Source organism: Streptomyces sp. NPDC050147 (assembly GCF_040660195.1).
In the GTDB taxonomy this organism is placed as follows: Bacteria; Actinomycetota; Actinomycetes; order Streptomycetales; family Streptomycetaceae; genus Streptomyces.
Genome location: NZ_JBFALJ010000002.1, coordinates 548,337 through 570,473, shown reverse-complemented (window position 1 = coordinate 570,473; position 22,137 = coordinate 548,337). Strand labels below are relative to the sequence as shown.

Sequence of the window (22,137 nt, the reverse complement as noted above, 5' to 3'; positions counted from 1 at the left end):
AGACAGCTCCGTTCCAAGACGTTTGCGAGACAGGGAAGGCTTGCACGCGCGAAACGCGTCAGGCCTTCGCCACCTTCACGATCAGTGCGTCACCCTGCCCGCCGCCACCGCACAGCGCGGCGGCGCCGACGCCGCCGCCCCGCCGCTTCAGCTCAAGGGCGAGGTGCAGCACGACGCGGGCGCCGGACATCCCGATCGGGTGACCCAGGGCAATGGCACCGCCGTTGACGTTCACCTTTTCCGAGGACACCCCGAGGTCCTTCATTGACTGCACCGCGACCGCGGCGAAGGCTTCGTTGATCTCGATCAGGTCGAGGTCCGCGACGTCCAGGCCCTCCTTCTTCAGGGCGTGCCGGATGGCGTTGGACGGCTGCGACTGGAGCGAGTTGTCCGGGCCCGCGACGTTGCCGTGCGCCCCGATCTCCGCGATCCAGTCAAGGCCCAGCTCCTCGGCCTTGGCCTTCGACATCACCACGACCGCGGCGGCGCCGTCGGAGATCTGCGAGGACGTGCCCGCCGTGATCGTGCCGTCCTTGGTGAAGGCCGGGCGCAGCTTGCCGAGCGACTCGGCGGTCGTCTCGGCGCGAATGCCCTCGTCCTTGGCGAACAGGACCGGGTCGCCCTTGCGCTGCGGGATCTCGACCGGGGTGATCTCGGCCTCGAAGATGCCGTTCTTCTGGGCGGCGGCCGCGCGCTGGTGGGAGGCGGCGGCGATCTCGTCCTGCTGGGGGCGGGCGATGCCCAGACGGGTGTTGTGCTTCTCCGTGGACTCGCCCATGGCGATGTTCTCGAAGGAGTCGGTCAGGCCGTCGTACGCCATGGAGTCGAGCATCTCGATGGCGCCGTACTTGTAGCCTTCGCGCGACTTGGGCAGGAGGTGCGGCGCGTTCGTCATCGACTCCTGGCCGCCGGCGACGACGATGTCGAACTCGCCCGCGCGGATCAGCTGGTCGGCGAGCGCGATCGCGTCGAGCCCGGAGAGGCACACCTTGTTGACGGTGAGCGCGGGGACGTTCATGGGGATGCCCGCCTTGACGGCGGCCTGACGTGCCGGGATCTGCCCTGCCCCGGCGGTGAGCACCTGGCCCATGATCACGTACTGCACCTGGTCGCCGCCGATGCCGGCCCGGTCGAGCGCGGCCTTGATCGCGAAACCGCCCAGGTCGGCGCCGGAGAAGGACTTCAGGGAGCCGAGCAGGCGGCCCATGGGCGTTCGCGCGCCCGCGACGATCACTGAGGTGGTACCGGTCGTTCCAGACATGTGCCACGGCCCCTTGGGAGGAGGAGTTAATGAGGGTTTACTTGAATGTACTGAGCGGTACGCCGCGCGTCATCGGGCGTTGGGTGTGATCGCGCGCACGTTGCGTAATCACCGCCGGAAGGGCTGCACTGAAAACATGCTGACGCGAATCGATCACATCGGGATCGCCTGTTTCGACCTCGACAAGACCGTCGAGTTCTACCGGGAGACATATGGCTTCACGGTGTTCCACACCGAGGTCAACGAAGAGCAGGGCGTACGCGAGGCCATGCTCAAGATCAATGAGACGAGTGACGGCGGCGCCTCCTATCTGCAACTCCTCGAACCCACCCGCGACGACTCCGCCGTCGGCAAATGGCTGGCGAAGAACGGCGAGGGCGTCCACCACATCGCCTTCGGCACGGCGGACGTGGACGGCGACGCCGCGACCATCAAGGACAAGGGCGTACGCGTCCTTTACGAGGAGCCCCGGATCGGGTCCATGGGATCCCGCATCACCTTCCTGCACCCCAAGGACTGCCACGGTGTGCTGACCGAACTCGTCACCTCGGCAGCTCAGGAGTCACCGGAGCACTGACCTCCGCATACTTGGGCCGGTAGGGTTGGGGGCGGCCGTCCGAAGTTCGGGCGGCCGGTCGTCCGTACGCTGGGCGGCCGCTTGCCGGGGTCCGGGTTTCGGGGGACGAACGTCGGGGCAGCAGCCAAAGCTCTGCTGTTGATCTGACACCATTCACCGTAGACCCCGTTCGGCGGATGGACAGGGTTCGTAAGAAGAGACTTGCGACCGGAGTGGGATCTTCCCCGCTCGACGTTGCGAGCTTGGAGTGGGGTCTCCCCTACTCCAACGAAGTTGAGAGCTGGAGTGGGGTCTCCCCTACTCCAACGAAGTTGAGAGCTGGAGTGGGGTCTCCCCTGCTCGAACGAAGTTGAGAGCTTGGGGAAGGATGGGACCGCGCAGTGCGGGGCTACGAACGCCAAGAGAGCTCGCGGGCTGAGACGGACCATCTTTCGCGGTTCGAGGCCGAGATGGACCGGCTGAAGACCGAGCGAGAGAAGGCTGTTCAGCACGCCGAAGACCTCGGCTATCAGGTCGAGGTGTTGCGCGCCAAGCTGCACGAGGCGCGCCGCAACCTCGCGTCCCGCCCTGCCTATGACGGCGCGGACATCGGCTATCAGGCCGAGCAGTTGCTCCGTAACGCCCAGATCCAGGCCGACCAACTGCGCCAGGACGCCGAGCGGGAGCTGCGCGACGCCCGTGCGCAGACCCAGCGCATCCTCCAGGAGCACGCCGAGCAGCAGGCCAGGCTCCAGTCCGAGCTGCACTCCGAGGCGGTGTCACGCCGTCAGCAGCTCGACCAGGAGCTGTCCGAGCGCCGCCAGACCGTCGAGTCGCACGTCAACGAGAACGTGGCGTGGGCCGAGCAGTTGCGGGCACGCACGGAGCAGCAGGCGCGCCGCCTCCTCGACGAGTCGCGCGCCGAGGCCGACCAGGCCCTGGCCGCCGCCCGAGCCGAGGCCGAGCGCGTGGCCGAAGAGGCCCGCCAGCGCATGTCGAACGACGCCGAGTCGGCCCGCGCCGAGGCCGAAGCGATCTTGCGCCGGGCCCGTTCGGACGCCGAGCGTCTCCTGAACGCGGCGTCCACCCAGGCGCAGGAGGCCACGGACCACGCGGAGCAGCTGCGTTCGTCCACGGCCACCGAATCGGAGCAGGCTCGCCGCCAGGCCGCCGAGGCGAGCCGGGCCGCCGAGCAGCGCATGGCGGAGGCCGAGGCGGCTCTGCGCGAGGCGCGCGCCGAGGCCGACAAGGTCCTCGCCGAGGCCAAGGACTCCGCCGCCAAGCAGCTCTCGGCCGCCGAGGGCGCCAACGAACAGCGCACGCGTACCGCCAAGGAGCAGGTCGCCCGGCTGGTCGGCGAGGCCACGAAGGAAGCCGAGACCGCAAGGACCGAGGCCGAGCAGCTCGTCGCCGACGCCCGCGCCGAGGCCGAGCAGCTGATCAAGGACGCCGCCGAGAAGGCGCGCACGATCACCGCCGAGGAGACCGCGGGCCAGCTCGCCAAGGCAGCCCGCACCGCCGAGGACGTACTCGACAAGGCTTCCAAGGACGCCAAGGAGACCACGAAGGCCGCCACGGAGGAGGCCGAGCGGATCCGCGCCGAGGCCGAGGCGGAGGCGGATCGGCTGCGCGCCGAGGCGCACGACATCGCCGAAGGGCTCAAGGGCACGGCGAAGGACGACACCAAGGAGTACCGCGCCAAGACCGTCGAGCTGCAGGAGGAGGCGCGCAGGCTGCGTGGCGAGGCCGAGCAGCTGCGGGCCGACGCGGTCACCGAGGGCGAGCGGATCCGCGGCGAGGCCCGGCGCGAGGCCGTCCAGCAGATCGAGGAGGCGGCCAAGTCCGCCGAGGAACTGCTCACCAAGGCGAAGGCCGACGCGGACGAGCTGAAGTCGGCCGCGACCGCCGAGAGCGAGCGGCTGCGCACCGAGGCCATCGAGCGCGCCACCACCCTGCGCAAGCAGGCCGAGGAGACCCTGGAGCGCACCCGCGAGGAGGCCGAGCGGCACCGCGAGGAGGCCGCCGAGCAGGCCGAGGCCACGAAGTCCGAGGCCGAGGAAGCCGCGCGGGCGCTGCACGAGGAGACCGAGCGGGCGATAGCGGCACGTCAGGCCGAGGCCGCCGACGAGCTCACGCGCCTGCACACGGAGGCCGAGGAGCGTCTGGCCTCCGCCGAGCAGGCGCTCACCGACGCCCGCGCCGAGGCCGAGCGCATGCGCAAGGAGGCCTCGGACGAGACGGACCGCCTTCGCTCGGAGTCCGCCGAGCGGATCCGCACCCTTCAGGCGCAGGCCGAGGCCGAGGCGGAGCGGCTGCGCGACGAGGCCGCCGCCGACGCGTCGCAGGCGCGCGCCGAGGGCGAGAACGTCGCCGTGCGGCTGCGTTCGGACGCCGCCGCCGAGGCCGAGCGGCTCAAGACGGAGGCCCAGGAGTCGGCCGACCGGCTGCGCTCCGAGGCCGCTGCCGCTGCCGAACGGGTCGGCGCCGAGGCAGCGGAGGCACTGTCCGCCGCCCAGGAGGAGGCCGCGAGGCGCCGCCGGGAGGCCGAGGAGACCCTCAGCTCCGCGCGCGCGGAGGCCGACCAGGAGCGGGAGCGGGCCCGCGAGCAGAGCGAGGAGCTCCTCGCCTCCGCCCGCAAGCGCGTCGAGGAGGCACAGGCCGAGGCCGTGCGCCTCGTCACGGAAGCCGACCGCAGGGCGACCGAGATGGTCGCGAGCGCCGAGCAGACCGCCCAGTCCGTACGGGACTCGGTGGCGGGCCTGCAGGAGAGCGCGCAGGAGGAGATCGCGGGGCTGCGCAGCGCCGCCGAGCACGCGGCGCAGCGCACGAGGACCGAGGCGCAGGAGGAGGCGGACCGCGTCCGCGCCGACGCGTACGCCGAGCGGGAGCGCGCCGCCGAGGACGCCACCCGTATCCGGCGCGAGGCGAACGAGGAGACCGAGGCCGCCAAGTCCCTGGCCGAGCGCACCGTTTCGGAGGCGATCGCGGAGGCCGAGCGGTTGCGTTCGGACGCCTCCGAGTACGCCCAGCGTTCGCGTACGGAAGCCTCGGACGCGATCGCGTCGGCCGAGCAGGACGCGTCCCGCACCCGAGCCGACGCCCGCGAGGACGCCAACCGCATCCGCAGCGACGCCGCGAGCCAGGCCGACCAGTTGATCGGCGAGGCGCGCAGCGAGGCGGAGCGGCTGCAGAACGAGACGATCGCGGAGGCCGAGCGGCTCAAGGCCGAGACGAGCGCCGAGGCCGAGCGGGTGCGCTCGGAGTCGGTGGCCAAGGCGGAGAAGCTCATCTCGGACGCGACGGGCGACGCCGAGCGGCTGCGCGCGGACGCCGCCGAGACGGTCGGCTCCGCCCAGCAGCACGCCGAGCGCATCCGGTCCGAGGCCGAGCGCGTCAAGGCGGAGGCGGCGGCCGAGGCCGAGCGGCTCACCTCGCAGGCACGGGAAGAGGCCGAGCGCACTCAGGACGAGGCGCGCCAGGCGGCCAACAAGCGCCGTTCCGAGGCGGCCGAGCAGGTCGACACGCTCATCTCGAAGGCGGCGGCCGAGGCCGAGAAGCTGACGAGCGACGCCCAGGAGAAGGCGCTCAAGGCCACCACGGACGCGGAGGCGCAGGCCGACACGATGGTCGGCGCCGCCCGCACGGAGGCCGACCGGCTCGTCTCCGAGGCGAGGGTCGAGGGCAACTCTCTGGTGGAGAAGGCCCGTACGGACGCGGACGAACTGCTCATCGGTGCCCGCAGGGACGCGACGGCCATAAGGGAGCGCTCCGAGGAACAGCGTGACCGCATCACCGCGGAGATCGAGGAGCTGCACGAGCGTGCGCGCCGCGAGTCCGCGGAGGCGATGAAGACCGCCGGTGAGCGCTGCGACGCGCTGGTGAAGGCCGCGGAGGAGCAGCTCGCCGAGGCCGAGGCCAAGGCCAAGGAGCTGGTGTCGGACGCGAGTTCCGAGGCCGGCAAGGTCCGTATCTCCGCCGTGAAGCGGGCCGAGGCGCTCCTCAAGGAGGCCGAGACAAAGGTGGCCGAACTGGTGCGCGACGCCGAGCGCGTCAAGGCGGAGGCGCAGGCCGAGGCCGAGCGTACGGTTGACGAGGGTAAACGCGAGCTGGAGATCCTCGTCCGGCGCCGCGAGGACATCAACGCCGAGATTTCCCGTGTCCAGGACGTACTGGAGGCGTTGGAATCCTTTGAGGCCCCACCGATCCCCGGCGCGAAGGACGGTGGCCTCAAGGCCGGTGCGGCGGCGGGCTCAACTCGATCGGGTGGCAAGCCGTCTGAGGGCTAGCCAGACGAACATCTCGTGTGCTTTGTAAGGACCTTCGGCACTGTCGCTGGCAAGTGCTGCGGCGGTTAGCCACTCAAAAGGGGTGTCATTCTCCAGATCAAACGGGCATCTGCTCGATGACACGCCGCCTGGACCCCTAGGATTCCCCCTATCACCTCACCGGTCTCATTCGACAGGAACCCCATGAGCGACACTTCCCCCTACGGCTTCGAGCTTGTGCGGCGTGGGTACGACCGCGCTCAGGTGGACGAACGTATCTCCAAGCTCGTCTCCGACCGTGACAGCGCTCTTGCTCGTATCACTGCTCTGGAAAAGCGCATTGAGGAGCTGCACCTCGAGACGCAGAACGCGCAGGCGCAGGTAGCCGACGCCGAACCGTCGTACGCGGGCCTCGGCGCGCGTGTCGAGAAGATCCTCCGCCTCGCCGAGGAGGAGGCCAAGGACCTGCGCGAGGAGGCTCGTCGCGCAGCCGAGCAGCACCGCGAGCTCGCCGAGTCGGCGGCCCAGCAGGTGCGTAACGACGCCGAGTCGTTCGCGGCCGAGCGCAAGGCCAAGGCGGAGGACGAGGGCGTCCGGATCGTCGAGAAGGCCAAGGGCGAGGCGGGCACGCTGCGCGGCGAGGCACAGAAGGACGCCCAGCAGAAGCGCGAGGAGGCGGACGCCCTCTTCGAGGAGACCCGCGCCAAGGCCGCCCAGGCCGCGGCCGACTTCGAGACGAACCTCGCCAAGCGCCGTGAGCAGTCGGAGCGTGACCTGGCGTCGCGTCAGGCCAAGGCCGAGAAGCGCCTCGCGGAGATCGAGCACCGTGCGGAGCAGCTGCGTCTCGAGGCGGAGAAGCTGCGTACGGACGCCGAGCGTCGCGCCCGTCAGACGGTGGAGACGGCTCAGCGTCAGGCCGAGGACATCGTCGCCGACGCGAACGCCAAGGCGGACCGGATCCGGAGCGAGTCCGAGCGCGAGCTCGCGGCGCTCACCAACCGCCGGGACTCGATCAACGCTCAGCTCACCAATGTGCGGGAGATGCTGGCCACCCTCACGGGTGCGGCTGTGGCTGCCGCCGGCTCGCCTGCCGAGGAAGAGCCGGCCTCTCGCGGGGTTCCTGCTCAGCAGACCCGCTGATGTCGTAGGGAGCTGCGGACCGCCGTGGCCGGTCGCGCAGTTCTCGCGCCCCTTACGGGGTGCTTGTAGGGCCCCTTGCCGTTCCAGTGGCAGGGGGCTCTGTCCCGTTTTAGCGTGGCCGCATGATCGAGCTCGAGGGGCTGACCAAGCGGTACGGCGAGAAGCTGGCCGTCAACAACCTCACCTTCACCGTGTATCCGGGCATCGTCACCGGCTTCCTCGGGCCGAACGGAGCGGGCAAGTCCACGACGATGCGGATGATGCTCGGGCTCGACAACCCCACGGCGGGGGCCGCGCGGATCGACGGCAAGCGGTACGCCCAGCTGAAGGACCCGCTCAAGTGCATCGGCGCCCTGCTCGACGCCAAGGCCATGCACGGCGGGCGCAGCGCCTTCAACCATCTCCTCTGCCTCGCCCAGAGCAACGGCATCCCGCGCGCCCGCGTCCACGAGGTCCTGGACACCGTGGGCCTGACGCGGGTCGCCAGGAAGAAGGCCAAGGGCTTCTCGCTCGGCATGGGCCAGCGGCTCGGCATCGCGGGCGCGCTGCTCGGCGACCCCGAGATCCTGATGTTCGACGAGCCGGTCAACGGACTCGACCCCGAGGGCATCCACTGGATCCGCAACCTGATGAAGTCCCTCGCCTCGCAGGGCCGCACGGTTTTCGTCTCCTCCCACCTGATGAGCGAGATGGCGCTGACCGCCGACCATCTGGTCGTCATCGGGCAGGGGCGGCTCCTCGCGGACACCTCCATGGCGGACTTCATCCAGCAGAACTCACGCAGTTACGTCCGGCTGCGCTCCCCGCAGCGCGAGCGCCTTCTCGACGTGCTGTACCAGGAGGGCGTCACCGCCGTGGAGGCGGGCGACGGCACCCTTGAGATCGACGGCACCCCCGCGGAGGACCTCGGGGAACTCGCCGCCCGCCATCAGCTCGTACTCCATGAACTGAGTCCCCAGCGGGCCTCGCTCGAAGAGGCGTTCATGCAGCTCACCGCGGAGTCCGTGGAGTACCACGCGCACGCCGACCACGCGGGCCCCGGCGCCGCCCCGCCGCCTCCCGCGCAGGCCGCGGGCTGGGGCGAGAGCTGGCGGCAGCCGAAGAGGGGGGCCTGAACGATGGCCGCGACGCAGGTGCTGAAGTCGGAGTGGACCAAGATCCGCTCGGTTTCCTCGACCGTGTGGACGCTGGGTCTCGCGCTGGCCGTCACGGTCGGGCTCGGCCTGCTGATCAGCATTCTGGCGAAGACCGACTACGACAGCCTCAACGCCCAGGACCGCCGGGTCTTCGACCCGACCTACACCAGCTTCGCCGGCATGAGCCTCGGCCAGCTCGCGATGATCGTCTTCGGTGTCCTCGTCGTATCGAACGAGTACAGCACCGGCATGATCCGCACCTCGCTCTCCGCGGTCCCGCAGCGCGCCACCTTCATGGCGAGCAAGGTCGTGGTCGCCACGCTGCTCTGTCTGGTGGTGGGCCTGGTCACGAGCTTCATCTCGTTCTTCGTGGGCCAGGCGGTACTCGGCGAGCACAAGGCGCTGATCGGCGATCCGGGCGTGCTGCGCGCGGTGATCGGCGGCGGGCTCTACATGACGCTCATCGCGATGTTCTCGATGGGCGTCGCGACGATGCTGCGCAGCCCGATGCTCTCCCTCGGCATCCTGATGCCGTTCTTCTTCCTCATCTCCAGCATCCTGGGCAACGTCTCGGCGACGAAGAAGATCGGCCGCTTCCTCCCCGACCAGGCCGGAAGCAAGATCATGCAGGTGAAGGCGCCCCTGGACGACGACACCCCGTACGGGCCCTGGGGCGGGCTCGCGATCATGGTGGTGTGGGTGGCGGTGGCGCTGCTGCTGGGTTACGTGCTGCTCAGGAAGCGGGACGCGTAGGGTCCTCGTCCGGCGGCAACAGTTCGTCGAAACGGCGCCAGCCGTCCCACTGCCACACATCCCGGCTCAGTTCGGGTTCGAGCGGCACGAAGCGGCCCAACTCGAAGTCCCCGGGTCCAACCCGAAACCACCGCTCGTCCGCGACCTCCGTCCCCAGGCCCACGGTCCGCGCGGTCAGCCGCACCATCAGCTCCACACCGGCCGACTGCGACAGGTCCTTGCCCTGGATGCGAGTGAACGGCAGCCGCGGCACCGGCGCGTCGACCGGGATCCACACCGTGAAGGGGGCGCCCCGCTCGACCGCCAGCCAGCAGCGCTCCTCGGCCGGTTCGCCCTCCTCGTCGAGGACTTTGAGCCACTTCTTGTAGATGACGAGGCTGCCGTCGTGCGGTGAGCGTTCGAGGTAGCGGAGGTGGGCGCGGGCGTGCAGGTCGACGACGGAGAGATTGTCGAAGCGGTTGTAGAACCGGACCGCGATGATCGCATCGTCGCTGTCCTCGTGGGTGCGCCGGTAGCCGGGGAAGTCGGCGGTCCAGGCGTGCGAGATGGAGGCGCGCCGCCGCCAGACGAACGGCCGCAGCGCGAATATCTTGATCAGTACGAAACCCAGCAGCACGGCGGGCGCGAGCGCTCCGGTGACCGAGGCCACGGTGGCCAGGACTTGTTGCGAGGTGCTCCCCGGCTGAGGGCTGAGGCTGTCCGTGCCGACGCATGCCCGCAGTACGGAGAGAGCGAGGTCGAACAGTTGCTCCTGGTCGCCGAACCGCTCGCCCAGCGAGCGCGGCGAGTCCTCTGCCGCCGTCCACAGCACGGCGATCACCGCGGAGAGCCCGGCGAGCGCGGTCAGCGTCATGAGCAGCAGGGCGTGGACGGACCGGCCCGCGATCCATCCACGTACAGACGTCCGATACCGCGGATGCGCACCGCCCCTGCGTGGCCATCTCACCACGGCCCCAACCCCCCGTCCCCGCACGGGACTTGGTCCCGCCCCCTCGGTGGAGTGGCTACTCTCCCACAACCGGCCGGGGTTGGTCCGCCGGCCGAGGGGCGGTGAAGGGGCGGCGCGGGTACGTGTTCCCGTGGAAGGCTGTCCCCGCACCGCGTGACCATCCCTGAAGGGCGCCATCGTGAGGACTGAGGACCGAAGCCTGGAGTCGCTCGGGCTGGACGACGTGCCGGCCAGAGAGCCACTGACCTATCCCGGCCGCCCCACCCCCGCCCCGTCGCTGCTCGACGGCGGCGAGCTGCTCCCGCTCGACGTGCGGACCGGCCGGCTCGGCGAGTGGTACGTGCGGGAGCCGGTCCGGCGCCGCCTCGACGAGGCCCTTGTGGACCGTGGTCAGGCCGTCACCGGCCGCCGTCACCCGGTGATCGCCGTGGGGTCGAACGCGTCGCCCGGCCAGGTCGCGTACAAGCTGACCCGGCTCGGCATCCCCGTCGCCGTACCCATGGTGCCGGTCCGGGTGCGCGGCATCGCGGTCGGCTGCTCCGGGCACATCAGCCCGGCCGGCTATGTCGCGGGCACCCCGTATGTGGACCGGGACGCCGAAACGTCGCTGGTGGTGACCTGGCTCGATGCCACACAGCTCAAGGCGGTCGACGACACGGAGTTCCCGGACTACCGCAGGGCCATACTGCCCGGCGACGACTTCGAGATGACCATGCCGTCCGGTGAGCGCCTCGGCGGCGCGTACATCTACTTCAGCGCGCACGGCGTCCTCGCCGACCCGGTGACCGAGCGCCCCCGGCCGGGCGGCGGCGACCAGGCCGAACTGCTCACCGCCCTGCTGAAGGACTCGCCCAGCCTGATGGAACTGCTCGGCCCGGACCCGGCGAGCTGGGTCGCCGCCGCGGGCTCCGAGCCCCGGCTGCGCGCGCTGGGTACGCGCGTCTTCGGTGAGGAGGGGTGGGTGCTTCCGCAGACCGACTTCCTGCCGTACGCCGACGAGGGGAGCCAACCGCGCGTGTACGACGAGCTGCCCCCGCTGGACGGCTCCCTGCCCGCGGCTCCGTAACGCCTGAGCCCTTTACTCACTCTTGGCCGGAACCGTCAACGCTCGGATACCCTCCTAACCCTTACGGGGGCGTGTGCCCCGACGTCCTGAACCATTCGATGGGTGCGGAGAATGATCGAGGCAGTCGGCCTGACGAAGCGCTACGGCGCCAAGACAGCCGTGTACAACCTTTCCTTTCAGGTGCGACCCGGCACGGTCACCGGCTTCCTGGGCCCGAACGGCTCCGGCAAGTCGACCACCATGCGCATGATCCTCGGGCTCGACCAACCCACCACGGGCCAGGTGACGATCGGCGGCTACCCGTACCGCAAGCTGCCCAACGCCCCGCGCCAGGTCGGCGCGCTGCTCGACGCCAAGGCGGTGCACGGCGGTCGGCACGCCCGCAATCACCTTCTGTGCCTCGCGCAGCTCTCCGGCATCCCGGCCCGCCGGGTCGACGAGGTGCTCGGCGTCGTGGGCCTCCAGGAGGTGGCCAAGAAGCGCTCCAAGGGCTTCTCGCTCGGCATGGGCCAGCGCCTGGGCATCGCCGCCGCTCTGCTCGGCGACCCGCAGGTGCTGCTCTTCGACGAGCCGGTCAACGGCCTCGACCCCGAGGGCATCCTCTGGGTGCGGAACCTGATGAAGTCCCTCGCCGCCGAGGGCCGTACGGTCTTCGTCTCCTCGCACCTCATGAGCGAGATGGCGCTCACCGCCGAGCACCTGATCGTCATCGGCCGCGGGCAGCTGCTCGCGGACATGAGCGTCAAGGACTTCATCTCGCACAACTCCGCCGACTTCGCCCGGGTGCGTACGCCGGAGGGCGACGTGCAGCAGCGCGAGAAGCTTTCGGCTGCGCTGAGCGAGGCCGGCGGCCAGGTCATGCCGGAGCAGGACGGCGCGCTGCGCGTGACCGGCCTGCCGCTCCCCCGCATCAGCGAACTCGCGCACGGCGCGGACGTCCGCGTGTGGGAGCTCTCCCCGCACCAGGCCTCGCTGGAAGAGGCGTACATGCGGATGACGCAGGGCGCCGTCGACTACCGCTCGACCGTCGACCAGCGCGCGGGACTGCAGGAGCAGCTGCCGCCGGGCGCGATGCCGCAGCCGCCGATGCAGGTGCCCGGACAGGGCCAGCCCGGGTGGTACGCACCGCCGCCGCCCCAGCAGGGCGGCCAGCCCTTCGCGATGCCGCAGGGCGCACCTCAGGGGGCCCTTGGCGCACCACAGGGCACCCCGAACCCGTACGCGGCCGCCGCCCCGCAGGCGCCCGCCTCCGCCCCCGAGATGACGAAGCGCGCGACCGACAGCGAGGACCCCCGATGACCACGCCTCCGACTCCGCAGCCGCAGGCGCAGCCCCAGCAGGCCCCTCAGCAGGCTCCCCAGCAGGCCTACGCACAGGTCGGCGCCCCCGCGCCGCAAGGCGCGCCGACGGCTCCCCCGCCGGCCGCCCCCGCGCCGCCGTCCGCCTGGCAGCAGGCGATGAACAACGCCTACACCTCACCGATCCCGGTCAAGAAGACCCACCTCGGCAACGCCCTGGCCTCCGAGTGGACGAAGATCAAGTCGGTCCGCTCGACGATGTGGACGCTCGGCGTCTTCTTCCTCCTGGTCGTCGGCATCGGCCTGCTCGTGGCCGTGAACACGCAGGACCGTGACTACGCGGACGTGCCGTTCACGATCCCGGCGTTCTTCGGTCTCGTGCTCGGCCAGATCTGCCTGATCACGCTCGGCGTCCTGGTGACGTCCTCCGAGTACGGCACGGGCATGATCCGTACGACGTTCACGGCGTCGCCGCAGCGCTACCGCGTGCTCGCCGCCAAGATCATGGTCTTCTTCGTGATCGCCTTCGTCGTCTCGGCGGGCTCGATCCTCCTCGTGGGCCTGATGACGTCGGGCATGCACAGCGGCCCCGAGGCGGGCGACGCCGACTGGGCGGGCACGGTCCTCAAGGGCGGGCTCTACGTCTCGCTCCTCGGCGTCCTCGCGCTCGCCGCCGGATCGATGCTGCGCCACTCCGCGGGTGCGATCACCGCGATGCTCGGCGTGGTCCTGGTGCCCGCGATCCTGCCCGTGTTCCTGATGATCTCCGAGGGGACGCGTCCGCTCGGCGAGAAGATGATGGACTACAACGCCATCAACTCGCTCGCCAAGATCTTTGACATGGACGGCACGGGCGGCGGCACCTCGCAGCTGCTGCTGCTCGTCGGCGTGACGGCGGCCGCGATCGTCGGCGCCTTCGCGCTTCTGGAGAAGCGCGACGTATAGCCGCCCCTGGGAGTCTCAGTACCTCGGCGCGTTACGGGACCGCTGCACCCGCGTGGTGCGGCGGTCCTTCGCGTTCCAGCAGGCCTTGTGCCAGTGTCTGCGCATCTCCACGCCCGAGTGCTCGGGCCAGGCCACCACGTGCGCGACGCCGGAGGGGATCTCCTGGTCGCAGCCGGGGCAGCGGTAGGTCTTGCCGGCCGCGGCGGCCCCCGCGACGTGGCGCAGGCTCCACTGCTCGCCCTGCCAGGTCTCCAGGGACTGGAAGCCGCCGTAGCGGCCCGCCGGTTCCCCGTCCGTGCGCGGGCTGGCTTCTCCGGCGCCCTTCGGGCGGTTACGACGCGGGGACACGGGACACCTCACGGGATGTACGGGGGCCTGCGATGGGCCAGGGGTCAGTCCAGCCTACGCGGCGCGGACACGGGTAGTCGTCCTGCACCAACCCCCACAGATCCCCCCTGCATTTCGCAGAAAATCCGTCAATCCTCATGCCAAGCCGTGCCTTTGGCACGTGTCATGCGTTGTTGCCCGTAGGGGGAGTGCCTGCGTCGGCGCCAAGGAGGCAGGAGTGCGATGCGTGTAGGTAGTTTTGTTCTGGCCGCCCAGTTCCCCGGACAGGGGCAGGGGGAGGCGCTGCATCGTGCGGTGCGGTCCGCCGAGGTGGCCGAGGAGGCGGGCCTCGACTCGGTCTGGCTCGCCGAGCACCACTTCGTGCCGTACGGCACGTGTCCGTCCGCCGTGACCCTGGCCGCGCTCCTTCTCGGGCGCACGCGGCGCATCCGGGTCGGCACCGCCGTGAGCGTCCTGCCGACGGTTCATCCCGTCGCCCTGGGCGAGCAGGCGGCCCTGCTGCACCTGACGTCCGGCGGGCGCTTCTCGCTGGGCGTCGGACGCGGCGGGCCGTGGGTGGACCTGGAGGTCTTCGGGTCCGGCCTCGAAGCGTACGAGCAGGGCTTCCCGGAATCGCTCGACCTGCTGCTGCGGTGGCTGACCGAGCCCCGGGTCGCGAGCGACGCGGACCGCTTCCCGTTCCGCGAGGTCGCCGTGGTGCCACGGCCGCAGGAGGCGCTGAGCGGCACGGAAGAGGACTCCGGGGAGACGCCCGAAGGTCCCGAGGTGATCGTCGCCTGCACCTCGCCGTCCAGCGTCCGGCTGGCGGCGGAGCGCGGTCTGCCGATGCTGCTCGGCATGCACGTCGGCGACGACGAGAAGGCCGAAATGGTGGCGTTGTGGCAGAGGCACGCACGCGCCTCGGGGCGCACGCCGGAGGAGGTCCTGCGGGCCGCGCACGTCTCCGCCGGGGTCGCGCAGATCGCGGACCGGCGCCTGGACGCGGCGGAGACGCTGCAGAAGGCGATGCCGGGGTGGCTCAAGCAGGGGCTCGACGCGCACGTCACGGTCGACGGCCGGGCCCGGCCCATGCGGGACCCGCTCGCGTACACGGAGCTGCTCTGCGGACTGCACCCGGTGGGGACACCGCGGCTGTGCGCCGACCGGATCGCGGCGACCTCGGAGCGCACGGGGATCACCCGCTTCGCGCTGCTTGTCGAGGGCTCGGGCGATCTGGCGACGACGGAGGAGAACGTCCGAAGGCTGGGGGCCGAAGTACTGCCCCAGCTCGGCTGACCCGCCGGGCTGGGAGCTGCCGCTCCTGTACTAGCACACCTCCCGCGTACGGAGCGGCAGCAAAAGGCCTCAGCAGTCCCGCAGTTCGGGCGACTGGTTGAGCAGCTGGCCCCGGATCGAGGTGAACCGGGCGAGCCTGTCGTCCACGGACGCATCGAGCGGGAACACCGCCACACGGTGGCAGTTCTGAAATGCGAGACGCACTCCGAAGTGGCGCTGCAGAGCGCCGCGGATCGCGTCACTCGCCAGTGCCCGCAGGAGCTGCCCGCGTGCCTGCTCGTTGGGCGGCGGCGTCTGGTTGTCGGCGAACTCGCCGCCGTCAACCTTCAGCTGGGCCACCAGGGAGCTGATCATCTCCCATGCGTAAGGCAGGGAGGTCCGGACGCAGTCGACGAATTCCGCTTCATCGACCTCGCCTCGCTCGGCCTGTTCCAACAGTGCCGGTGAGACGTCGAGCGACATGGGTTCTCCTCTCGCACCCCCGGGGAGCGGGGGCTTCCGGACAGGGCGGGAGCCCGCACACGCAGCGTGCACGCACGGCGACCTCCTGCTTATACGGTAAGCACCGGACCCGCGCTGCACCAGGAGATTGGGCACATAACCGGCCAGGATCGAACAGGGCCATCGCCGGAGGAATCGCGCGGACCACCTGGGGTCGAGTAGCGTTGCGCCCCATGCGTCTCGTCATTGCCCGATGCTCCGTGGATTACGCGGGCAGGCTCACCGCCCATCTCCCGTCGGCCCCCCGCCTGATCCTGGTGAAGGCGGACGGCAGTGTCTCGATCCACGCCGACGACCGGGCCTACAAACCTCTCAACTGGATGTCCCCGCCCTGCACCTTGAAGGAAGGGACGGGGGACAACGCGGGCGTCTGGACCGTCGTGAACAAGGGCGGCGAGAAACTCATCATCACGATGGAAGAGATCCTGCACGATTCCTCGCACGAACTGGGCGTCGATCCCGGCCTCATCAAGGACGGCGTGGAAGCACATCTGCAGGAACTGCTCGCCGACCGGATCGAGACGCTCGGCGAGGGCTATTCGCTGATCCGGCGCGAGTACATGACGGCGATCGGCCCGGTGGACATCCTCTGCCGCGACGCCGACGGGCAGACCGTCGCCGTCGAGATCAAGCGGCGCGGCGAGATCGACGGCGTCGAGCAACTGACCCGTTATCTGGAGCTGTTGAACCGCGACCCGCACCTGGCGCCCGTCAGGGGCATCTTCGCCGCCCAGGAGATCAAGCCGCAGGCCCGCGTGCTCGCCACGGACCGCGGCATCGGTTGCGCCGTCCTGGACTACAACGCGATGCGCGGCATCGAGGACGACAAACTGCGGCTGTTCTAGGAGTTTCCCGTACGTGAGAGGGCCGGGTCCTGGTGGACCCGGCCCTCTTTTGCGTACGTGCGTCAGGCCGTCACATACGTCAGATCGTCGACGGCGAGCCGGACGCGCTGTCGCTCGTCGCCGGGCCGCTCGCCGAGTTCGAGGTGTCCGGGGACGACGGCGGGTCCGGCGTCGGGGTCGTCGGCGGTGGCGTCGTGGGCGGCTTCGTGGTCGGCGGCTTCGTCGTCGTGGGCGGCTTGGTCGTGGGCGGCTTCGTGGTCGGCGGCTTCGTCGTCGGCGGTTTGGTCGTCGGCGGCTTCGTGGTCGGCTTGTCCGAGGTGTCGTCGGACGGTTTGCCGCTGTCGCTCGGCTCGTCCGACGGTTCGCCGCTCTCGCTCGGTGTCCCGTCGTCCGCGGTGCCGGGGACGTTGTCCGGGCCGTCGCTGTCCGGGCGGCTCGTCGAGTCCTTGGCCGGCTTGTCGGCGGTCAGGCCGTCGTCGTCCTGGTCCTCGCTCGCCGACTGCTCCGTCTTGACCTTGTCGGGCGGGTTGTCGTTGTCCGACGTCGCGCCGAGGGTCACCACGGTGCCGAGCACAGCGGCAAGGAGGGCTCCGGCGCCCGCCGCCACGAGGTTGCGCCGAGTGCCGTTGACGATGGAGCGGCGGGTGGGCGCAGGGCCGCCGCCGACCGCGGACGGGGCCTTGCGGGTGATCAGGGTCTCGGGCTCCGGGGGCGGTGCGGGCAGCGCGAACGCCGCAGGAACGCCGCCGGGGGGCGATGCCGATTCCTCGTGGCGCGCGTCGGGGATCTCTTCCCCCGCGGCCGGGCTCGCGCCCGGCACCACACCGCCGGAGCGGTCGGCGACCAGGGCGAGGGCCCTGCGGCCCGCGATCATGCCCCGCTTGTCGGCGAGCGCGCCGCGCAGGCCGATGGAGGCCTCCAGTTCGATGCGGGCCCGGTCGAGGTTTCCGCCGCAGAGCGCCAGGATGCCGAGTTCATGGTGGAAGTACGCCTCTTCGGCGACCTCACCCGCGGTCCGTGCCGCCTCCTGGCCCGCCCGCAGGGCACGCTCCCAGGCGCCCCAGTCGAGCCCTCCCGCGAAGGCGGGCGCGACCGTACGCGCGAGCAGCACCGCCGCGCTCTCCTCGCCCGCTGCCGAAGCCCCTGAGGCGGGCTGCCCCGCCACCAGCACCCCGAGGGCCGCGAGCACGGCGTCCGCCTCGGCCACGACCCGCTCCGGGCCGACCGAGGGGTGCCCGGCCCACCAGGCGTAGTGCTGGGCGGCGCCCTGTGCGCGCTCGGTGGTGTCGTCCGCGTACCCGGCGGCCTCCAGCTGCGTACGCACCCCGGCGGCGAGCCGGTAGTGCGAGCCGACGGCCGTCACGAGCGCGGTGGAGACCAGCTCGGCGAGGGCCGCGTCGGCGTGGGTGTCGCCCACCAGGGCGGGCAGATGCGCCTGGTGCGGCAGTTCCCCGCCGAGCGCGACGGCGAACCGCAGCGTGGCGCGCGCCGACGGGCTCAGGCGGGAGGCGAGCAGCACCGCGGGCGCCGCGCCGTCCGCGAGCGAGGGCAGCGGCACGTCGTGGCCCTCGGCGTCGAAGGGCGCGTCGACCGGGCCCTCGGCGAAGTAGCCGTACTCGTCGAAGGCGTTCGGGTCGGCGCGCAGCTGGTCGCGCTGGCGCAGCAGGGCACCCGCCTGGACGAAGCGCAGGGGCAGTCCCTCCGACTCGAACCAGAGGTCGCCGGCCCAGCCCGCCTCGTCGTCGGTGAGGACGCGGCCGACGGCACGCTCCAGGAGTTCGAGGCCGCCGCTGCGGCCCAGGCCGCCGAGGAAGACCTCTTCGAGGTGCGAGTCGGGCGACGGCGCCGCGACGTCGGGGGTCGCGGAGACAAGGAAGGCGCACTCGGGAGTGGCGTCGAGCAGCTCCTCCAGGGCGGCCGCGCCGAACTCCAGGTCGTCCAGGACGACGACCGCGCCGATGTCGTGGACGAGTTCGAGCAGCAGGGCTCGGTCGGGACGGTGCAGCGGGGCGTTGTAGACGGCGGCGAAGAGATCCTGGAGCAGGTCCGCCGGCGTCTTGCGGTAACCGGAGAGCCGTACGACGCCGTCCGGCGCGAGGTCCGCGCAGTCCTCGGCGACGGCGTTCAGGAGCGACGTGCGCCCCGAGCCCGCGGGTCCGGTGAGGCGCACCGAGCGCCCGCGTGCGAGCAGGCGCACGAGCCGCTCGCGCTCCTCCTGCCGCTCCAGGAGCGGCAGCCGGGGCAGTGCGGGCCCCGGCGGCACGGGCGGCGCGGAGGCGCGGCGCACCTCGGCGCGCTCGGCGGCGGTGCGCTTGACGGGCCGTGCGGGCCGCTCGCCCGGCGGGCAGGGTTCGATCTCGCTGCCGTCGACGGGGTTCACGGTGAGCAGGAAGTCGCCCGAGACGAGCTGCACGGTGCGGGCGAGCGCGGGCGCGGGCTGCCCGAAGTCTGGTGTCAGAGGATCGCGCGGTGGCCGCACGGGACGCGCCGAATCGTCGTCGTTGATGCCGTCATGGCCGTACTCTTCCGGTCCCCGGTTCATCGGGTCCATGGTCAAAGCCCCCCAGATGCGTGGTGTACACAGCCCCCTCCGGCCTTGTGCACACTGCGCTGTCGCTTCTGGTCCGGTGCCCCCGCTCGGGCGTCTGTCTTCGTCATGACGGTGGGCGACCGAACCCTAGACCTTCGCTCAGTATCTACGAACGGGCGGGGTACCGCGCCGTCCGAGACGTCACAGTCTCGTGAGGATTGTGCGCGAGGTGCGTTTCACACCCGAATCTCCGGGGGATCATCGCGGATCACACACGGGGAAGCGATTCCACCCCGATGCCGCCCTCGATGGCAAGGATCCTGTGCAGCCGGGTGGCCACGAGCAGGCGCTGCATCTGGGGCGGCACACTGCGCAGCACGAGCCGGCGTCCGCACCGTCCCGCGCGCCGGTGCGCGCCCATGATGACGCCGAGTCCCGTGGCGTCCCACGAGTCGAGTTCGGACAGGTCGAGCACCAGGTCACCGGCTCCATCGTCGACGGCCGAGTGCAGGACCGTTCGGGCGTCCGCCGCGCTGCGTACGTCGAGGCGTCCCCCGACGACCAGCTGGGCCTGGTCGCCCCTGATGTGCATATGCGCTCCCCGAGAGTGCTGAGTTTCGTGTGACGTCTGTTCCGTACGGCGTCTGCGTATGTCACTGCAACTGACTGCCGCATGGGCAAGGAAGTTGCCGTCTGTAAGCGAACCGATACCGAATTCACTCCGAGGGGTGACCCTGCGAAGGAGGTGACAGACGTCAGTGCTTGTAGAAGCCCTGCCCGCTCTTGCGCCCGATGTCACCGGCGTCAACCATCCGGCGCATCAGCTCGGGCGGCGCGAACTTCTCGTCCTGGGACTCCGTGTAGATGTTGCTCGTGGCGTGCAGCAGGATGTCGACGCCCGTCAGGTCGGCGGTCGCGAGCGGTCCCATGGCGTGCCCGAAGCCGAGCTTGCACGCGGTATCGATGTCCTCGGCGGTGGCGACGCCCGACTCGTAGAGCTTGGCGGCCTCGACGACGAGCGCCGAGATCAGACGGGTCGTCACGAAGCCCGCGACGTCGCGGTTCACGACGATGCAGGTCTTGCCGACGGACTCGGCGAACTCGCGTGTGCGGGCGAGGGTTTCGTCGCTGGTCTTGTAGCCGCGCACCAGCTCGCACAGCTGCATCATCGGGACCGGCGAGAAGAAGTGGGCGCCCACGACCCGCTCCGGACGTTCCGTCACGGCCGCGATCTTCGTGATCGGGATGGCAGAGGTGTTCGACGCGAGTACGGCGTCCTCGCGCACGATCTTGTCGAGCGTACGGAAGATCTCGTGCTTGACCTCGAGCTTCTCGAAGACGGCCTCGACGACGATGTCCGCGTCGGCGACGGCGTCCATGTCGGTGCTCGTCGTGATGCGCCCGAGCGCCACCTCGGCGTCTTCGGCGGCGAGCTTGCCCTTGCTCACGAACTTGTCGTACGACGCCTTGATCCCGTCGGTGCCACGGGTCAGGGCCTCATCGGTGACGTCACGCAGAACGACGTCCCAGCCCGCCTGGGCGGAGACCTGTGCGATGCCGGACCCCATGAGTCCGGCTCCGATGACGGCGAGCTTCCGTGCCACTGTTCCGACTCCCCTACCGCTTATCACGCCTGGCTTACACGCTGTTTACGTTTGCCCTTGCGGCGGACATTAGCGTTCGTGAGGGCCGAGGTGGCGGCGAAGAGACACGCGTCACGTCTCAGATGACGGACATCACATGGGTACGCGTCATTCGGCGCCCCGCACCGCGTAGTTGAGGACCTTTTCGCCGAGCAGGTCCTCCATCTCGTCGAGCAGGACGAGGGCGTCACGGGACACTTCGGCAGGCTTGCGGCACTTGACCATCTCGTCGCCGATCCACGCCATGAGCGTGCTGTGGACCCAGGAGAGCTGACCCGCGATCAGTCCGGGCATGGGGTCGTCGTCGGCGGCCTCCACCTCGTCCGCGAGGGTCTTCGTGAGGTGACCGAGCGCCTGCTGCTGGATCTCCCAGAGCCGGGAGCGCAGCGGGTGGGCGTCGGTGATGACCTTCATGAAGTCGGCCCATCCCGAGAAGAGGCCGATGGTGGGTGAGACGCCCTCGACCTCCGAGCGCAGCGCGCGCAGGACGGCCGCGGCGGCGGACTCCCCCGGCCGACGGCCGCGTACGTAGCCGGAGAGCCGGTCGACGACGGCCTCACCCCGGTCGAGGAAGAGGTCTTCCTTGACCGGGAAGTAGTTGTAGACGGTGTTCACGGAGACGTCAGCGGCCTCCGCGACGTCCGCGACGGTCACCGTGACGAAGCCGTGCTCAAGGAAGAGCCCCGTCGCGATGTCCGAGATCCGCTGCTTCGTCTGCCGCTTCTTGCGCTCCCTGAGTCCTTCAGCCATGCCCTCACCCTACGACCACTGACTAGGGCAACTGAAAACTTGGAGTGATTGCAAAATTTGGGGGACTCTGTTTTTGTGGTCGCCATGGCAATCATCAGCACGGTCGGCCTCACCCAGACCTTCCGGACCAAGCGCGGCACCGTCGAAGCCGTGCGCGGCATCGACCTGACCGTCGCCCCCGGCGAGATCCTCGGCTTCCTCGGGCCGAACGGCGCGGGCAAGACGACGACGCTGCGCATGCTCACCACACTCCTGGCGCCCACCGGCGGCGCCGCCACCGTCGCGGGCTGCGACCTGGCCCGCGACCCGGCCGCCGTACGGCGCAAGATCGGGTACGTGGCGCAGTCCGGCGGCGTCGACCTGAACATCTCCGTTCGCGAGGAACTCATCACCCAGGGGCGCCTCTACCGCCTGACGAAACCTCGAGCCACGGCACGCACCGGCGAGTTGGCCGCCGACCTGGGCCTCACCGACTTCCTGGACCGCAAGTGCGCGACCCTCTCCGGCGGCCAGCGGCGGCGCCTCGACATCGCCATGGGGCTCATGCACCGGCCCGAGGTCCTCTTCCTCGACGAGCCGACCACGGGGCTCGACCCGGGCAGCAGGGCCGACCTGTGGGCGCTTGTGCGGCGGCTGCGCGACGACCACGGCACCACCGTCGTCCTGACCACGCACTACCTCGACGAGGCCGACGCGCTCTGCGACCGCCTCGTCGTCATCGACAAGGGCGTCGTGGTCGCCGAGGGCACACCGAGCGCGCTCAAGCTCCGGTACGGCGGCTCCATCGACGCCTCGCTCCAGGACACGTTCCTCGCCGTCACCGGGCGCGACCTCACCCCCAAGGACACGGCGCCGGTCGCTGTCTGACCCCTCCCG

Annotated in this window: 19 protein-coding genes; 11 read left to right on the top strand and 8 right to left on the bottom strand. The window is 70.5% G+C overall.

The window, feature by feature from the left end:
• Window positions 1–58: 58 nt before the first annotated feature.
• Complete coding sequence (locus tag AB0I94_RS06265; RefSeq protein WP_363308228.1) at window positions 59–1,261, bottom strand: acetyl-CoA C-acetyltransferase; 1,203 nt, start codon at window positions 1,259–1,261, stop codon at window positions 59–61.
• A gap of 136 nt (window positions 1,262–1,397) precedes the next feature.
• Between AB0I94_RS06265 and mce the strand changes: the two genes are divergently transcribed.
• The 5 genes from mce (at window position 1,398) to AB0I94_RS06240 (ending at window position 9,111) form a co-directional block, all read left to right on the top strand.
• Complete coding sequence (mce, locus tag AB0I94_RS06260; protein ID WP_363308227.1) at window positions 1,398–1,838, top strand: methylmalonyl-CoA epimerase; 441 nt, start codon at window positions 1,398–1,400, stop codon at window positions 1,836–1,838.
• A 380-nt stretch (window positions 1,839–2,218) separates the two neighbouring features.
• Window positions 2,219–6,103: a polarized growth protein Scy gene (scy, locus tag AB0I94_RS06255; RefSeq protein ID WP_363308226.1), complete on the top strand. Its 3,885-nt coding sequence runs from the start codon at window positions 2,219–2,221 to the stop codon at window positions 6,101–6,103.
• A 183-nt stretch (window positions 6,104–6,286) separates the two neighbouring features.
• Window positions 6,287–7,222, top strand: coding sequence for a cellulose-binding protein (locus tag AB0I94_RS06250; RefSeq protein WP_363308225.1), 936 nt, complete (start codon window positions 6,287–6,289; stop codon window positions 7,220–7,222).
• 122 nt (window positions 7,223–7,344) lie between these two features.
• A complete protein-coding gene (locus tag AB0I94_RS06245) occupies window positions 7,345–8,337 on the top strand; it encodes an ABC transporter ATP-binding protein (RefSeq protein WP_363308224.1) in 993 nt (330 codons plus the stop codon).
• Between the two features lie 3 nt (window positions 8,338–8,340).
• Complete coding sequence (locus AB0I94_RS06240; protein ID WP_363308223.1) at window positions 8,341–9,111, top strand: ABC transporter permease subunit; 771 nt, start codon at window positions 8,341–8,343, stop codon at window positions 9,109–9,111.
• Here the strand turns inward: AB0I94_RS06240 and AB0I94_RS06235 are convergent.
• Window positions 9,092–9,964 carry a hypothetical protein gene (locus AB0I94_RS06235; protein WP_363308222.1) on the bottom strand — a complete coding sequence of 291 codons (873 nt, stop codon included), beginning with the start codon at window positions 9,962–9,964 and terminating at the stop codon, window positions 9,092–9,094. The genes AB0I94_RS06240 and AB0I94_RS06235 overlap by 20 nt on opposite strands.
• A gap of 274 nt (window positions 9,965–10,238) precedes the next feature.
• Here AB0I94_RS06235 and AB0I94_RS06230 point away from each other — a divergent pair, with 274 nt between their 5' ends.
• From AB0I94_RS06230 to AB0I94_RS06220, 3 genes are all read left to right on the top strand, one after another.
• Entirely contained in the window at window positions 10,239–11,126 is an 888-nt protein-coding gene (locus AB0I94_RS06230; RefSeq protein WP_363308221.1) for a hypothetical protein, read from the top strand.
• 111 nt (window positions 11,127–11,237) lie between these two features.
• Window positions 11,238–12,425 (top strand): ABC transporter ATP-binding protein, encoded by a 1,188-nt coding sequence (locus tag AB0I94_RS06225; RefSeq protein WP_363308220.1) that lies wholly within the window; start codon window positions 11,238–11,240, stop codon window positions 12,423–12,425.
• Between the two features lie 158 nt (window positions 12,426–12,583).
• Window positions 12,584–13,369, top strand: coding sequence for an ABC transporter permease (locus AB0I94_RS06220; protein WP_363308319.1), 786 nt, complete (start codon window positions 12,584–12,586; stop codon window positions 13,367–13,369).
• A 15-nt stretch (window positions 13,370–13,384) separates the two neighbouring features.
• Here the strand turns inward: AB0I94_RS06220 and AB0I94_RS06215 are convergent, their stop codons facing one another.
• Complete coding sequence (locus AB0I94_RS06215) at window positions 13,385–13,717, bottom strand: ATP/GTP-binding protein (protein ID WP_363308219.1); 333 nt, start codon at window positions 13,715–13,717, stop codon at window positions 13,385–13,387.
• A gap of 222 nt (window positions 13,718–13,939) precedes the next feature.
• Between AB0I94_RS06215 and AB0I94_RS06210 the strand changes: the two genes are divergently transcribed.
• Window positions 13,940–14,992, top strand: coding sequence for an LLM class flavin-dependent oxidoreductase (locus tag AB0I94_RS06210; protein WP_363308218.1), 1,053 nt, complete (start codon window positions 13,940–13,942; stop codon window positions 14,990–14,992).
• Window positions 14,993–15,061: 69 nt separating this feature from the next.
• On the opposite strand, the gene AB0I94_RS06205 is transcribed toward AB0I94_RS06210, so the two are convergent.
• Window positions 15,062–15,454, bottom strand: coding sequence for an SCO5389 family protein (locus tag AB0I94_RS06205; protein WP_160507250.1), 393 nt, complete (start codon window positions 15,452–15,454; stop codon window positions 15,062–15,064).
• Between the two features lie 212 nt (window positions 15,455–15,666).
• On the opposite strand from AB0I94_RS06205, the gene nucS reads away from it, so the two are divergent.
• Window positions 15,667–16,338: an endonuclease NucS gene (gene nucS, locus AB0I94_RS06200; RefSeq protein WP_363308217.1), complete on the top strand. Its 672-nt coding sequence runs from the start codon at window positions 15,667–15,669 to the stop codon at window positions 16,336–16,338.
• 79 nt (window positions 16,339–16,417) lie between these two features.
• On the opposite strand, the gene AB0I94_RS06195 is transcribed toward nucS, so the two are convergent.
• From AB0I94_RS06195 to AB0I94_RS06180, 4 genes are all read right to left on the bottom strand, one after another.
• Window positions 16,418–18,889 carry an ATP-binding protein gene (locus tag AB0I94_RS06195; protein WP_363308216.1) on the bottom strand — a complete coding sequence of 824 codons (2,472 nt, stop codon included), beginning with the start codon at window positions 18,887–18,889 and terminating at the stop codon, window positions 16,418–16,420.
• A 247-nt stretch (window positions 18,890–19,136) separates the two neighbouring features.
• Complete coding sequence (locus AB0I94_RS06190; protein ID WP_160507247.1) at window positions 19,137–19,460, bottom strand: STAS domain-containing protein; 324 nt, start codon at window positions 19,458–19,460, stop codon at window positions 19,137–19,139.
• A 163-nt stretch (window positions 19,461–19,623) separates the two neighbouring features.
• Entirely contained in the window at window positions 19,624–20,472 is an 849-nt protein-coding gene (locus AB0I94_RS06185) for a 3-hydroxyacyl-CoA dehydrogenase family protein (protein WP_363308215.1), read from the bottom strand.
• Between the two features lie 147 nt (window positions 20,473–20,619).
• Entirely contained in the window at window positions 20,620–21,261 is a 642-nt protein-coding gene (locus AB0I94_RS06180; protein WP_363308214.1) for a TetR/AcrR family transcriptional regulator, read from the bottom strand.
• Window positions 21,262–21,345: 84 nt separating this feature from the next.
• Here AB0I94_RS06180 and AB0I94_RS06175 point away from each other — a divergent pair, with 84 nt between their 5' ends.
• Window positions 21,346–22,128, top strand: coding sequence for an ATP-binding cassette domain-containing protein (locus AB0I94_RS06175; RefSeq protein ID WP_363308213.1), 783 nt, complete (start codon window positions 21,346–21,348; stop codon window positions 22,126–22,128).
• The last annotated feature ends 9 nt before the right edge of the window (window positions 22,129–22,137 follow it).